Source organism: Serratia sp. S4, from assembly GCF_000347995.1.
GTDB lineage: Bacteria > Pseudomonadota > Gammaproteobacteria > Enterobacterales > Enterobacteriaceae > Serratia > Serratia quinivorans.
The window spans coordinates 5,005,960-5,020,593 of record NZ_KB661120.1; the positions used below are offsets into that span (position 1 = coordinate 5,005,960).

The following is a 14,634-nucleotide window of genomic DNA, read 5'->3' on the forward strand; positions in this document are numbered from 1 at the left end:
GCGTTCTCCTTGAGTTACTTTTGCCTGCTCCTGTCCTGCGGCAAGGCGTCGGCCACGCGCAGGGTATAAATCATGGTGGCCCCAGGTGGTATGGCGGGTGGGCTTCCCTTATCGCCATAGGCCAGCGCCGCCGGCACCACCAGAGTCATCGAACCGTGTTTGTTCAGTTTGCCGATGGCTGCGCGGAACAGCGCCGGGTACTGTGCCAGGGGTTGTGAGATCACCGTGCCGGCCAACTCCATATCCTTGATCACTTGCCCGTCGGGCAGGCTTTCACGCACCACAATATCGACATTGTCGCCTGCGGCTATCTGCCCACTGCCGGCGTAATCCACGCGGTAATAGAAGCCGAGTTCATCCTTTTGTACCCCCGGCTGTTTGGCAAAATCGGCAAGATAGGCTTTGCCATCCTGCCGTATGTCCTGTTGCCGTTGCTGCCGGGCCTGCTGCAATGCAGCGTCTGCAGCCTGCAGCGCACTGTCGATAGCGGCGTTGTCCAGCCGCGGTTTGCCCGCCAACGTATCGCCAATACCCGCCAGCAGACGTGACCGATCGGCCTCAATCCCCAGCCGTTGGTTCTCTTCCTGCAGCCGCAGAATGTCGCGTCCGAGCGAAACCCCGGCGGCGTAAGCCTGTTTATCTGCCACACTGACCAGCTCCGGTGCCTGAAGCTGGCGGTTGAGCTGCTGCAATTGCCGCTCTTGCTCCGCGACCAACCGCTGCTGCCGTGCCAGTGCTGCCGCCATGGCAAGCAGATCCGGCGGTGTGGCAATGGCCCGGCGAACGCCTTTTAACGCCGCCACCAGCGGCCGGATATCCACAGGTGCAGCCTTGGGTAGCGGTACCGGCATCGTTGGTTGAGCCTGAGTTGCCAACTGCTGTTCCAACAGGCGGATAGTGTCGGCCTGCCGCTGTAACGCCTGATTCAACGCCGCTAGCCGAGCGTTATCCCCACGCGGAACGGGCGCAGGTTTTGGCTTGCTGGCCGCAGGCGGGGGCGTCGGCGGCACTTTTTCCACCACCGGCACGGCCTGCTGTTGCTCGGCAAATTTCAGCAATGCAGGGATGCCGTCATCCCCGCCAGACGCATTACCTGCCGCTAACGCGCTGCCTCCTGCAATCAACAGCAGTAAAGCCGCGGCTCCTTCCGCGTACTTTTTCATGGCTACAGGCTCTCCACCCGGCTGGACAGACTGGACATCAGCTCATGTTCAACGTCGGCGCAGAACTTCTCGGTCTTGTATTTATAAAGTGCGTCTATAGCCTTACGGGTACTTTCATCGACATTACTGCGAATGCCGGCATATCCGGAGGCGTTGGATAACAGTCCGTTAAAATAAGCTATCCTTTTCTGGTAGCTTTGCGGATTAATATCCTTGAGCGAATTGACCCGTTGCTGACAAAGCGCAATGCGTTGCTCATCAGTGTTTTCCTTAGGATTATTCTGTGAAACTTTTTTCACGGCAACGTTACCCGTGCTATTTTTTCCAACACAGCCGGACAACAGTAAACATGTCATTATCAACGCGGCCATAACGGTAGCAGAACGGCGAGTTGAATCATCAGTTATTGTAATCATTCCGTTTATCATCCCTTAATTATCACTTAGGTCATTATTGTGTCGCGAAGCCCTGCCAGATCTCACTTCTTCTGATTAATCCTAACGAGTTAAATAACAAAATCGCACGGCAACAGGCGGATATTGGTAATAATCCGACAGCCAATCACATTGTTATAAATTTGTTAATTTCACGAAGAGGGTTAGCCGCACCACAATGAATAAAGTCCGCATGCAAGCCAGTATTTATGGCCTACATACCTTTCAAAACAACGAGTTAACTTTTAACTTATGATTAACAGCCAGAATTCATCATCTGCTGTCTGAGGGCGATATTATCAAAACAATATTGCTAATTGTAGTGTGAAGACTAATTCTGGCAATCTAATATCTCGCATATTGCTATTTATATAGTCATTTATTCTGGATAATAGTTGTATACGATCTATTGATTTTCAATCATATATATTTCTTTTTCCTTTTGGGTTTATATTCTGTATTTGACTCAACTTAATAAAAGCCATTTCCAATCAAGTCTATTATTTGCAAGAATAATCCCAGCAAAACGCTACGGCGATATACCTATTTTAATTCTATGGATTTCGCCTATTCGACTTACAAAACCTTTCGTTATTCACTCATGAATAACGGACGGTGGCGTATTGCCCAGAGCAAAAGGATCTGGCTCCAACTACCGCGTCGGTGACATGAAGTTGCTGCCGCTGTGGGGGATTTAGATGTGCTGTTCTTTTTATTTAAATACTCTCTACAGGAACTTGAGAAATGAAACTGAATAAATTAATGCTGGCAACCGTGATTGCTTTCGCTTCTGCATCTGTTGCTCACGCCGCATCTAACCAGGGTAGCGGTAAAGTCACTTTTACCGGTGAAATTATTGATGCGCCATGCAGCGTAGCACCGGAATCTGTTGACCAAACTGTGCCAATGGGCCAAATCAGCAGCCGTCTGTTGGCCAAAGAAGGTAAATCCAGCTCTGAGCCATTCAGCATTGAACTAAAAGACTGTTCCATCGCCACGATGAAGAACGTCCAGGTGACCTTCACCGGGACTCCGGATCCAGATAACAGCAAACTGCTGGCTCTGAGCGGCACCGCAACCGGCGCTGGCATCATGATCTATGACAACCTGCACTCCAAAGACGTTGAGCTGGGCACCGCGACCGATGGTCAGGGCCTGACCGAAGGCAATAACTCCCTGAAATTCGCCGCCTATCTGCAAGGCAGCAGCGCTTCTGGCGCCGTGGTTCCAGGCGAATTCACCAGCGTTGCAAACTTCACTCTGGCCTACCTGTAATCCCTCGCTGGGGATATCACTGCGGTATCCCCGCTTTACCTGCACGGATATTGGGTAACGGCACCAACGGCAACAGGGAGAGCCAGCATGACCAAGCGGATTTGGGGCGTAGTGCTTATCGCGCTCAGCGTTTGCAGCGCCGAAGCGACGGCAAAAAATCAGGGCCACGGCACGCTCAATCTGGGCGGCGAGATCGTCGAAACCCCCTGCGGGATTGCCAGCGAAAGCCTGGACCAGACCGTTGATTTCGGGCTGATATCCATGACTGATGCCGCGTTGGATACGCAGCCGGTGCTGATTGGCAGTCGCCGCAACTTTGAAATCAAGCTGGTGAATTGCGAATTGGCCAGCCAGGTAAAACCCGACTTTATCTACCGCGCAGCCACCGTCACCTTCGACGGCACGGCTGACAGCCGGGATCCCGAGTTATTGGCCGTCTACGGCGAAGCGCAAGGCGTGGCCATTGAGCTGCTGACCGCTGCCGGTATCCCGATCCCGCTGGGTAGCACCACGGCGGATTATCAGATTGTCGCCGGCGACAATACGCTGCGCTTTAGCGCTCAGCTACGTATTCACCCTGACAGGGCCCGAGCCGGCGGATTCAGCTCACTGGCGAAATTCACCCTGTCTTATCTGTAACGCCTCGTTAGGCGGGTGCCTGCATAGGGCACTGAATGACATCACGTATTACGTATTCAGGTCGTACAGGATGACCTGCTATTGGGCGCGGATTTGCCATGAGTGATTATTCTATGACGTCATTACTGACACGGAAAAAAATACCCCTCACCGTCATTCTATCTTTCCTCTGGGTGCATTCGGCTTTTTCCGCCACGGAATTTAATACCGACGTATTAGATATTGGCGATCGCAGCAAAGTGGATTTATCGCGTTTTTCCGACGCCGATTATGTCATGCCCGGCGCCTATCTGCTGGATATCAAGATCAACCAGAAAACCCTGCCGCAGCGCAGCATCCAGTATTACCCGTCGCCGGACCAAAAGGATCGTTCCCGTGTCTGTCTGCCGCCGGATCTGATAGAGAAAATGGCGCTGAAAGAAGAAGTCGTCAAAAAAATCACCCTGTGGCACGACAACAGCTGCGCCGATATCAGCGGCATCAAAGGGGCGACCATTTCCGACCGCATCGGCGGGGGCGTGCTGGCGATCACTATTCCACAGGCCTGGATGAAATATTCCGATCCGGACTGGACGCCACCGGAACAGTGGGATGACGGCATCCCTGGTTTGTTGCTGGACTACAGCATCAGCGGCCAGGTCGGTAAGCAAAGCCACAATAACAACACCGCAGAAAACCTCAGCAGCTACGGGACGGTCGGCGCCAACCTGGGCGCCTGGCGTCTGCGCGCCGATTATCAGGCGACCTACAATCAGCAGGCCGGTCAGCGCGACAGCAATTTCGACTGGAACCAGATTTACGCCTATCGCGCGCTGCCGATGCAGGCCGCCAAGCTGACACTCGGCGAAATATTCCTCGACTCGGGCGTGTTCGACTCCTACCGCTTCACCGGCCTTAACCTGGCCAGCGACGAGCGTATGCTGCCGCCAAACCTGCAGGGTTATGCACCGGAAGTGCGCGGCATTGCCAAAAGCAACGCCAAGATCACCGTGTCGCAAGAAGGCCGCACGTTGTACGAAACCACCGTGCCCGCCGGGCCGTTCGCCATTCAGGATCTCAACAGTTCGGTACGCGGTCGGCTGGATGTGAAGGTAGAAGAACAGGACGGCAGCGTATCGACCTTCCAGGTAGACACCGCCACCATTCCTTACCTGACGCGCCCCGGCTATGTCCGCTACAACGTCGCCGTGGGCAAGCCCTCGGCTTACGATCACCGAACGCAAGGGCCGCTATTCTCCGCCAGTGATTTCTCCTGGGGATTAACCAGTGCCTGGTCGCTGTACGGCGGCGCGTTGCTTGGCGGCGATTACAACGCCTGGGCACTCGGCCTGGGTCGTGACCTGAACGTGTTTGGCGCCATGTCGGTGGACGTGACGCAGTCTATCGCCCGCTTGCCCAATGAGCCGACCGCCAGCGGCCTGTCGTTCAAGGTCAACTACGCCAAGCGGTTTGATGAGATGAACAGCCAGATCACCTTTGCCGGCTACCGCTTCTCACAGCGCAAATTCATGAACATGTCGCAATATCTGCAGGAACGCTACAACGATTACGACGAGCGCTACGACGGGCGGCAAAAAGAGCTGTACACCATTACCGCCAGCAAAACCTTTATGGCGGAAGACAGCGCCAAGGCGATCACCGCTTACCTGACCTATTCGCACCAAACCTATTGGGATGCCAGGGCGCAGGATCGTTACGGGTTGTCTGCCAGTAAACTGTTCAACGTCGGCAATGTCAGCAACATCACCGCCTCGTTGTCGGCCTATCGCACCACTTATCACGGCCGCACCGACGATAGCGTGATGGTGAATTTCAGCGTGCCGATTGGCGATCGCCGTCGGGTAGGCTACTCGTTGCAAACCAGCAACAGCGACGTGACGCAGATGGCGTCCTACAACGACTACACCGATCCGAACAACACCTGGCAGGTCAGCGGTGGCTTTAACCAGTCAGGCAAATCACTGGCCCGTGGTTACTACAGCCATAACGCTTCGTTTGGTTCGCTCAACGCCAGCGCCTCTTATCAACAGGACAGTTATTCGTCGATCGGCGGTACCTTCCGCAGTGGCATTACCGCCACCCGACACGGCATAGCCGCACACCAGAACTCCAGCAACGGCGGCAGCCGGATGATGCTCGATACCGACGGCATTGCCGGGGTGCCAATCAACAACGGCCGCGCCTACAGCAACCGTTTCGGCCTGGCGGTGATCTCCGACATCACCAGCTACTACAACACCGACACCCGCATCGACGTCAATACGTTGGCGGACGACGTGGAGGCCACCCGCGCCGTAGTACAGGGCACGCTGACCGAAGGGGCCATTGGCTACCGCCACTTTGAGGTGGTGAAAGGCAGCAAGCTGCTGGCCACCATCAAACTGGCCGACGGCAGTGAACCGCCGTTTGGTGCCACGGTGCTGAGCGAAAAAGGCCGCGAAGTGGCCGTAGTGAACGACGGTGGCTCGGTCTACCTGACCGGCGTACAGCCGCAAGAGCAACTCGACGTCGCCTGGGAAGGCCAGCGTCAGTGCCGCATTGTCATACCGGGCGCCGCCAAGCCGCTGGATCAGCTCTTGCTGCCGTGCGCCAAACTGTAATCCGTAACGTAGAGAATTGAAGATGATGAACCACTTTCCGTTAGCAAAAATGGCCTCGCTGGGCCTGGCATTGGCCGCCGCAGCCCCCGTCGCCAACGCGGCGATATCGCTGGATCGCACCCGCGCCGTTTACCTCAGCGACGCGAAATCGATCAGCCTGAATATCGTCAATGAAAATAAGGAACTGCCCTTCCTGGCGCAGTCCTGGCTGGAAAACGAGCAGCACCAGAAAGTCACCTCACCGCTGGTGGTGTTGCCGCCATTGCAACGGGTTGAGGCCAGCGAACGCAGCGTGGTGCGTATCACCAAGACGCCGGAGGCCGATCGCCTGCCACAGGATCGCGAATCGGTGTTCTATTTCAACCTGCGAGAGATCCCGCCGAAAAGCAGCAAAACCAATGTGATGCAGTTGGCGTTGCAAACCCAGATCAAACTGTTTTATCGCCCGAAGGCCATCGTCGCGCCTAAAGGCGAAGTGTGGCAGGAGAAGCTGGTGTTTCACAAAAGCGCCGGCGGTTTCACCGTTGAGAACCCAACGCCGTTTTATATCACCCTGACCGGTATGACCCGTCAGACGCAGAAACAGGGCGGCGGCGCACTAGGTGGCTTCCAGCCGGTGATGCTGAAGCCGAAATCCAGCGAGCCCCTCAAGCTGAGCGACACTGGCCTCAACGGCTTTGTCGTCAGCTACATCAATGACTACGGCGGCCATCCGGAGCTGCGCTTCGCCTGCAACGGCAGCGTCTGCAACGCCGTGCCCGATAGCAAAAAATAAGGAGATAGCGCATGGCTGAATTCACCGGCGGCCGCCTGCGGCCCCTGCTGCTCGGCGCGTTGCTGTTCACCGGCAGCGCAACGGCGGCGACGCCACTGGGCGTGATCCAAGGCACCACCGGCACCGTCAGCTTTCATGGCGGCCTGCTCAGTTCCCCCTGCAGCCTGACGCCGGACAGCCAGGATCAGGCGATTGATCTGGGTGATGTTAACGCGCGTGACTTCCAGAATGCCGGCGACCAAAGCACGCCGGTGCGCTTTCGCCTCTCTTTCCGCAACTGCCTGCTGGGTGCCAAAGCGCTGGCGGATAACCCGGCAGGGCAGCGCAATGGCGATGCCGCGCAGCTTTATTTACAGGGTGAGCAGGCTGCCACGCTGGTGTTTCTCGGCGACAGCGATGTCAACAACCCGGAGCTGCTGAAACTTAACGGCGGCGTACAGGGCATCGGCCTGCGGTTGAAGGATCAACAAGGCCGTGCGCTGGCGCTCAACCAACAGAGTCGGCCTTACATTCTGCAACCCGGCAGCAATACGCTGTGGTTCAGTGCCAGCGTGGAATCCACCCAGCGGGCGGTAATGGCGGCCGGTTTTTCCGGCGTGGCACATATTCAGGTGATTTACCTGTGAGGTTCACAAACACGATGAAAAAAACCTACCTGAGCCACTGCTTGCCACTGGCGTTGCTGCTGTCAGCCCCTGCCGTCTGGGCCAACGGTTATGTAACCCCGGATGGTGGCCCGAAGCAGTTTTATATCGACCTGAATGAAAGCAACATTACCAATACCGTCGGCTTTACCAAGCAGTTTCTCTATGATCTCGGCGGTACCTATACCGGCAAAGTCTATTGCGATACGCCAATTCCTACCAGCCCGCACTTTTATAAATCGGATTCGGCGTTACCGCCTTCCGAATACGGTAACGGTTATTTAAAACTTAATGATTTCCTGGATTTAAAAGCCGAGGTTTGGATCGCCGGTAATAAAAACGCCTATATCACGGTGCCGTTTTATAACGAGTCCAACCTGTTAAGCCAACATTCCTGTCGGCCACCCTATTTGCAGGTCAATAACTACGGCAGCGGATCTAAAGGCAAGATCACTTTCCGGGTGCGCAAAAAAATCATCAACGGCGTACAGATTAATGACCGCCAAATCATCGAGATGTATGGCCGCTTAGGGTCGACCGACGGCGGTTTCGGCCCCAACCCTATGGCGCAGGTATTTATTCAGTCCGCCATCCTCTACGTACCGGATAAATGCGTGGTGAACGAAGGGCAGTTGATCAACGTTGAGTTCGGTGAAATCAGCGGCAGCAACCTGGACGGCAAAAGTTATCCGCAAAGCATTCCGGTGCGCTTCCAGTGTGAAGGCGGCAGCTTTGAGGACGGCACGCTGAATATCAAACTGGCGGTCTCCGGCACCCCGGCGCCCTTCACCAATAACGCGTTTAAGACCGATAAAACCGATCTCGGCATCGAGATCAAACATAACGGCCAGTTGGTTATCCCGAATGAGTTTTACCCGGTGCCGAATATCGGTAACGGCGGCAGTTGGAACCTGGTTGCCGCCCCCTTGGCCAACGGTAGCAAGGAAATCGCAGAAGGGGAATTTAACGCCTCGGCCACCATTGTGGCGGCCTTCGAGTAATTCAGGGAGAAACAGACGATGCGTTTACGCGCTTTAGCGATGCTCAGTTGCACGCCCTTTTGGTTTACAACATTGCCGACTCTGGCGGATACCGAGTTGGTCGGGTCTCCGCTGCAGTTCCACGGCACCGTGGTGAGCCGGCCGTGCAATATTGAGCCGCAATCGGCCGATCAGGTGGTGGAAATGGACACGGTGATCGTCAAAACCCTGTACCGCTATGGGCATAGCAACCCGGTGCCGTTCAACATCAAGCTAACCGACTGTAAAACGTCGGTATTCAAATCCGTCAACGTTACCTTCAGCGGTACCGAAGACAGTGAACTGCCGGGCAAACTGGCGATCAATAACGGCACCAACGGCGCCGCTATCGCCCTGTTTGACAGCAAGGGGGCCGATATTGATTTGAACCAGGCCACCAGCGCGGTGGCATTGCAGGATGGCGCCAACATTCTGAACTTTACCGCCTATGTGCAGGGCCACCCCAGCGCGATACAGAATAAAACCATTACCGAGGGTGAGTTCAGCTCGGTGGCCAATTTCGTGCTGGCCTATCAATAAGCCCGGCATCTGCAGGAAGAAGTGATGATATCCAAATCCAAAACAGCCTGGTTATTCGGGCTGGCGGCGTTTTATTGCCTGATTGCCATGCATATTTACTGGCCCAATCGCGGCGGCAGCGGTTTTTATCTGCCGTGGAATCTGGTTGGTGGGATATTTATCGCCCTGACGATCCTCGGCACCCTGCTGTTTTGCCGACCGCCGCTGGCGGTCTCCGGCTTTTTTAACCGGCTGGCGCTGGGGGGCCTGATTTTATTTTTGCCGCTGCTGTGGGCGCAACAACCCTGGCTAAGCGAAGCCCTACCGCGCCTGATAGGTCTGGTACTGGGCATCATGGCCTACTTCGCACTGCTGCAGATCCCGCTCAGCCGCCAAGAGCGGCGCAGGCTGCTGACTCTGTTATTGGCGGCAACGGTGATCGAAGCCCTGTTCGGCCTGGTGCAATACAGCCTGCTGCAGCCGGGTAACTGGATCGGCTATAACAGCCTGAAAAACCGCCCTTACGGCATCTTCCAGCAGTGGAACCTGATGGCCAGCTTTATGGCGACCGGTCTGGCGCTGGCGCTGTATTTGCTCAGCAGTCGTCGCCCCTTGTCGCGTAGCCTGCAATGGTTGAGCGCCACCATGTTGGTACTGGCACCGCTGTTGCTGGTGGTTATTGCTTCGCGCGTCGGGCTGCTGGCTGCCCTGCTGCTGTCACCACTGCAACTGTGGATGCTATATCGCCTTAATCGCCGCCGCGCCACCTTCTCCCTGTTGCTACTGCTAGCCGGGGTAGCCGCCGGGGTACTGTTGGTGCTGCTCAACGGTGCCACACGGGCGGTCACAGTGACAGAACCGATTTTCTACCGGTTGACTTACTGGCAAGAAGCACTGCGCATGATCGCCGAACGCCCGTGGTTTGGCTGGGGTTACGGCCATTTTCAGCACGATTTCCTGCATCATTTCTACACCACCCATAGCAGTGGAATGGAAAGCGTCGCCATCAGCCACCCACACAACGAAATTTTGCTGTGGGGCATCGAAGGTGGCCTGCTCGGCCTGAGCGGCATTGTCATGGTCGGTTGGGGATTATGGTGTTTGCTGCAACGCACTCGAGTACTGCCACTGCGCCCTGCCCCCTGGATGGCTGCGCTGCCAATCTTGTTGCATATGATGGTGGAGTACCCACTTTATCTTTCCGCCGCCCACGCCGTGCTGCTGCTGGCAATCTTGCGCGCGGGTGACGTACGCCGCCGCTGGCGGTTACCTCGCAGGTCGCAACAGACACTGCGTCTGCTTATCGGTGCCGCTGCCTTACTGATCCTGCCCTATCTGTTCAACGGCCTGCACAGCGCACTGATCGTTACCGCAGTGGAGAAGAGCGGCCTGCGGCAGTTTGGCCCCATGAGCCGGGTGATAACACCGACGCCCTGGCAGGTACGTTATGACTACGACGTCCAGTTGCAGCGGCTGCTGCAATATCCGCAAACCCGCGATACCGCCACGCTGTTGAGCTACCGGCAGTGGGCAGAAAACGAAATCCGCGTGCGGCCGGACGCCAATATCTACATCAACCTGATAGCGGTCAGCCGCTTACTGCAACAGCCCCAGCGGGCCGCCGAACTGCAACATCAGGCTCGTCGACTGTTCCCGCACGATATGCGTTTTGAGGAGTAATCATGCTTAATATTCGGTTCACCCTACTGGGCAGCGATAACTTTTATCAATTCGGCTTACGGCTGCTGCTGGAAGAGTATCTGCATGATCTGAACACCAGCAGCCGTAGATATCAGGTCGATCTGCAAAATATGGAGCCGATAGAGATCGTGTTTCGTACTCTGGAAGATGCTTGCGGCTGCGCACGTTGCTATCAAAGTCCGCACCAGACGCCGCGTCATCGGCAAATGACCGTGTTGATTCTCGACGATCGCGACACCCGTTATTCGCACGCCCATCCGGCGTTGTTCAGTATTAACCGCCGTGACGCCACCGCGACTGTCCGCAACAAGTTGCAGATGGCGCTGGAACAGTTTTGCCAGCAGCCCTGGGTGGCACTGCACGCCAGCGGCATCTGGAAATGCCGGCAGTGCCGCATCGCCGCCCTGAGCAGTTGCGAAAAGAAGGTGCTGAAACTGATGAGCACCGGGATGTCCGCCTGCACCATCGCCGGTATGCTGCACCGCAGCCAGAAGACCATCAGCGCCCATAAACGCTCGGCGATGCGCAAACTGAACGTGCATAAAAGCACCGAGCTGAACAAAATGCTGTTAAATCAGATGGGATTAAACTGACAGCGGTTTCTTTTGCAGGAAGATCTCCGCCAGCATGCAGCGTGCGCCACCACCGCCAAGATCTTCAATAATGTCGATCGATCCTAGCGCCAGCCGGGCATAATCGCCGATCAGCGCCTGCTGCTGCGGGGTGAAACTGGCCCAGGCGCGGGTCGACATGGCATAGACCGGGCTGCCGTCCCCGGCTCGCAGTTCCAATACGTTGCAGGCGAAAGCTTCCATCTGAGCGAAACTGACGTCAATAATGGTTTTTCCGCTGCGTTCCAGCGTGGCGATCAACCTGCTTTTTTGCGCCTCGTTGCGGATGCTTTCAAGGCAAATAATGGCGTATTGCACTCCGACGCTCATCATCACATTGGTGTGATAGATCGGCTGATTATTAGCATCTACGGCGTCAAACCAGACAATCTGATAACCCGAATGGCGCTCAAATTCGCCACCTACCTCCGGCGAGCTGCGGGACGACTGGCAGCAGTAAGCCAGCTGGTGTTGACGATCCAGGATCAGCGAGCCGGTACCTTCCAGAAAGCGCCCGGCCAGTTCGTGGACTGAAAGATCGACACATCGTTCAACCACAAAGTCATTGGCAAGCTGCGCGATAATGTCCTGTCGGCGTTCCCGTCGTCGGTTGACGGCTTCCATCGGAAAGGTGAACAGGGTGCCGTCCCCCAACAGGGCAATCCAGTTATTGGGAAATAACGCGTCCGGCGTTTCCTGCCCTTCAATCTCATCCATCACCCTGACGTCGACACCGGCCTGCCGTAATGCATCGACGTAGCCGTTAAAGGCAATGACGGCCCCAGCCTTGTGATCCTCATGTTCCCCGGTGATTTTCTGGAAAAAATTGCTGTGCCGGGTTTCCGGATTAGCGGTAAAGCCAGACGGCCTGATCATAAAAACGGATTGGGTGGTTTGCATGTTATTTTTCACCGGGTTCAGGATTAGCCAGGGGCTGGCGCGACACCATTATGGATAATCAATTTGAAACCAGTCAGTGTGAAAAATGATTAAATTGCTCTATATTTTTACAAATCGCCACAACTCAGTGACACATTGCCAACATGAATGATACCGATCGCCAGATCCTCGCGCTGCTGCGCGAAAACGCCCGTGCCTCCATCACCGAGATCGCCAGCAAGGTGCGGGTTTCACGCGCTACTGTACAAAAAAGAATTGAGGCGCTGGAAGCACAGGGGATCATTACCGGCTATACCATCCGCATCAAACCGGGCGTGGAGCATAACCGCATCCGCGCCTGGATGTGTGTGGCGGTAGAAGGCACCAAGGCACCCAGCGTGTTGCAGCAACTGCGTGGCGAGCCTTCGGTCTTCACCCTGCACACCACCAACGGCAAGTGGGATATTCTGGTGGAGATCCGTACCGACAGCCTGGAGAGTTTCGATAAAATTTTGGGCCGCATCCGCCGTATTGCCGGTATTGCCGGCACCGAGACCAGCATCCTGCTGTCGACGCACAAGGCTTAACGGCTCACGGGAGGTTTGACTACCCCAAATTTTGCACAGGCAATATCGCAGACGAAGTTATGACGAAAACGAGGCGCCAAGTGGTGGCCGTTATTTAAACTCTTTACCATTACACCAATAGTATAAAGCGAAGATACTCATCCACAGGGTATAAAACCCGACAAAAGAAAGAACTGCGACAATAACGTCAATCAGCTGCCCACAGGGCTGGACAATCTGCAATGATGACTTATTGATTAACCATAGATTAAAAAAACTGGCAGCCGCAGCTAGCGGCCTACAGGATTTTCTGCTTGCCATGTCACTCTCCCTTTCCGAGTTATATTAAAAAGAAACGGTAATTGATAGCGGTTACTTGAACTCTTCCCCCTTATGCCAAAAGTACAAAGCAAATACATTCATCGACAGGGTATAAAACCCGAAAAAAGAAAGAACCGCGACAATGATATCAAAGACATCCCCACAAAACTGGGTAATCTGCAACGATGATTGATTGACAATCCATAGATTAAATATACAAGAACCGACAGCGGACGGCATCCAGGATTTTCGACTTGCCATGTTATCCCTATTTTTATTTCATACATTTTCAATTCAAATTATTTTTAACCCGCAAAGTACTTAAAATCAATCCAATACCCATAAAATAAAAACACGGAGATCACATATTTTCAACGCCATATCTAAATCCATATAATTTTTTAATCATTAAGCAATGAGTCATCAATGCAGCAAGGGGAGTAATGATTGTAATTTTTTCAGTTTGATCACACGTGAAAATACTTTTTCACTTACCGATTCATTTAAATCTTACAACTGATATATAACGCACGTGGCCACTGCCGGGGAAGGCAGTGGCCGCAATTATTTTTATACTAGCGAAATATTCAAAACTTAAACCACATGGTTACCTGCGGTGATACCACCGTCGATAAACAGGGTTTGCCCAGTCACGAAGCGGCTGCCTTCACCGGCCAGCATATCCGCCCAGGCGACAATGTCGGATATTTTGCCCAGTTTGCGTAGTGGATGCAGGTTAGCCAGCGCGCGGAACGCCTCTTTATCCATCAGGTCGTCGTACAACGGGGTTTCAATGACGCCCGGTGCGATAGTGTTAACCCGGATATTGTCTTTGGCAAATTCGATCGCCAAATGACGAGTCAGGGTATGCATGCCCCCTTTCGCCACCTGTGAAGCAGAACTTGGCGTCGCTTCCAACGGGTGCTCTACCCACATTGAACCGATATTGATAATGGAACCGCCGCCCTGCTTGATCATGGTCGGGATCACCGCCTGCGACGCAAAGAACGGCCCCTTGACGCCACTGGCGTAATAGCGATCCAGATTTTCTTCGGTCTCGGCGAGAAAAGGCTTAGGGACAAAAATTCCCGCATTGTTTATCAGCACATCCACGGAGCCGAATTTATCCAGCGCGGCCTGGGCCATACGATCACTGGTGGCTTTCAGGCCAATATCCCCGGCAACCAACGCAATGCGATCTTTATCGGCAAGGTGTTCTGCAAGAAATTTGTCTAACTTCGACGCGGTCAGGCCATTAATAACAATATTGGCGCCTTTAGCCAAAAAGTGTTCGGCCATCGCTTTTCCCAAACCGGAGGAAGCGCCAGTGATCAATATCGTTTTTTCTGCAAACATAGTATTTCCTTACTCAAGAAACCGAACTTATTAAGCGATTTATCGCGGAATATCATCCCTGAAATATAAATAATGAAATGGGCCGCTGACTTTATGCGGCCCCGGTTAAATCCAAATTACGCGAATAACTCT

Annotated in this window: 15 protein-coding genes; 10 read left to right on the forward strand and 5 right to left on the reverse strand. The window is 54.4% G+C overall.

Translation table 11 applies throughout. The features are described 5' to 3' along the window. Nucleotides 1-14: 14 nt before the first annotated feature. On the reverse strand, nt 15-1,163 hold the full coding sequence (locus tag SERS4_RS0124115; RefSeq protein ID WP_017894332.1) for an FKBP-type peptidyl-prolyl cis-trans isomerase N-terminal domain-containing protein: 1,149 nt from the start codon (nt 1,161-1,163) through the stop codon (nt 15-17). A 2-nt stretch (nt 1,164-1,165) separates the two neighbouring features. Further along, the gene (locus tag SERS4_RS0124120; RefSeq protein ID WP_012147345.1) at nt 1,166-1,579 is read right to left on the reverse strand and encodes a hypothetical protein; all 414 of its coding nucleotides are present in this window, start codon (nt 1,577-1,579) and stop codon (nt 1,166-1,168) included. A 762-nt stretch (nt 1,580-2,341) separates the two neighbouring features. Between SERS4_RS0124120 and SERS4_RS0124125 the strand changes: the two genes are divergently transcribed. The 9 genes from SERS4_RS0124125 (at nt 2,342) to SERS4_RS0124165 (ending at nt 11,362) form a co-directional block, all read left to right on the forward strand. Beyond that, nucleotides 2,342-2,872, forward strand: coding sequence for a fimbrial protein (locus SERS4_RS0124125; RefSeq protein ID WP_006317526.1), 531 nt, complete (start codon nt 2,342-2,344; stop codon nt 2,870-2,872). 87 nt (nt 2,873-2,959) lie between these two features. Then, the gene (locus SERS4_RS0124130; RefSeq protein ID WP_012147346.1) at nt 2,960-3,511 is read left to right on the forward strand and encodes a fimbrial protein; all 552 of its coding nucleotides are present in this window, start codon (nt 2,960-2,962) and stop codon (nt 3,509-3,511) included. Nucleotides 3,512-3,609: 98 nt separating this feature from the next. Beyond that, entirely contained in the window at nt 3,610-6,111 is a 2,502-nt protein-coding gene (locus SERS4_RS0124135) for a PapC/FimD family outer membrane usher protein (RefSeq protein ID WP_017894333.1), read from the forward strand. 49 nt (nt 6,112-6,160) lie between these two features. After that, a complete protein-coding gene (locus SERS4_RS0124140) occupies nt 6,161-6,886 on the forward strand; it encodes a molecular chaperone (protein WP_172641839.1) in 726 nt (241 codons plus the stop codon). 11 nt (nt 6,887-6,897) lie between these two features. Beyond that, the gene (locus SERS4_RS0124145; protein WP_017894335.1) at nt 6,898-7,512 is read left to right on the forward strand and encodes a fimbrial protein; all 615 of its coding nucleotides are present in this window, start codon (nt 6,898-6,900) and stop codon (nt 7,510-7,512) included. Between the two features lie 14 nt (nt 7,513-7,526). Next, nucleotides 7,527-8,531, forward strand: coding sequence for a fimbrial protein (locus tag SERS4_RS0124150; RefSeq protein WP_012147350.1), 1,005 nt, complete (start codon nt 7,527-7,529; stop codon nt 8,529-8,531). Nucleotides 8,532-8,549: 18 nt separating this feature from the next. Next, nucleotides 8,550-9,089: a fimbrial protein gene (locus SERS4_RS0124155; protein ID WP_012147351.1), complete on the forward strand. Its 540-nt coding sequence runs from the start codon at nt 8,550-8,552 to the stop codon at nt 9,087-9,089. A 24-nt stretch (nt 9,090-9,113) separates the two neighbouring features. Then, nucleotides 9,114-10,748, forward strand: a complete 1,635-nt coding sequence (locus tag SERS4_RS0124160; protein WP_017894336.1) for a PglL family O-oligosaccharyltransferase — start codon at nt 9,114-9,116, stop codon at nt 10,746-10,748. Between the two features lie 2 nt (nt 10,749-10,750). Further along, a complete protein-coding gene (locus SERS4_RS0124165; RefSeq protein ID WP_017894337.1) occupies nt 10,751-11,362 on the forward strand; it encodes a LuxR family transcriptional regulator in 612 nt (203 codons plus the stop codon). Here the strand turns inward: SERS4_RS0124165 and ctlX are convergent. Continuing rightward, entirely contained in the window at nt 11,354-12,280 is a 927-nt protein-coding gene (ctlX, locus tag SERS4_RS0124170) for a citrulline utilization hydrolase CtlX (RefSeq protein WP_017894338.1), read from the reverse strand. The genes SERS4_RS0124165 and ctlX overlap by 9 nt on opposite strands. Before the next feature lie 143 nt (nt 12,281-12,423). Here ctlX and SERS4_RS0124175 point away from each other — a divergent pair, with 143 nt between their 5' ends. Continuing rightward, nucleotides 12,424-12,846 (forward strand): Lrp/AsnC family transcriptional regulator, encoded by a 423-nt coding sequence (locus SERS4_RS0124175; protein WP_017894339.1) that lies wholly within the window; start codon nt 12,424-12,426, stop codon nt 12,844-12,846. A 90-nt stretch (nt 12,847-12,936) separates the two neighbouring features. On the opposite strand, the gene SERS4_RS27200 is transcribed toward SERS4_RS0124175, so the two are convergent. Further along, on the reverse strand, nt 12,937-13,146 hold the full coding sequence (locus SERS4_RS27200) for a hypothetical protein (RefSeq protein WP_017894340.1): 210 nt from the start codon (nt 13,144-13,146) through the stop codon (nt 12,937-12,939). A gap of 594 nt (nt 13,147-13,740) precedes the next feature. Beyond that, nucleotides 13,741-14,502: an SDR family NAD(P)-dependent oxidoreductase gene (locus SERS4_RS0124190; protein ID WP_017894342.1), complete on the reverse strand. Its 762-nt coding sequence runs from the start codon at nt 14,500-14,502 to the stop codon at nt 13,741-13,743. Nucleotides 14,503-14,634: the final 132 nt, after the last annotated feature.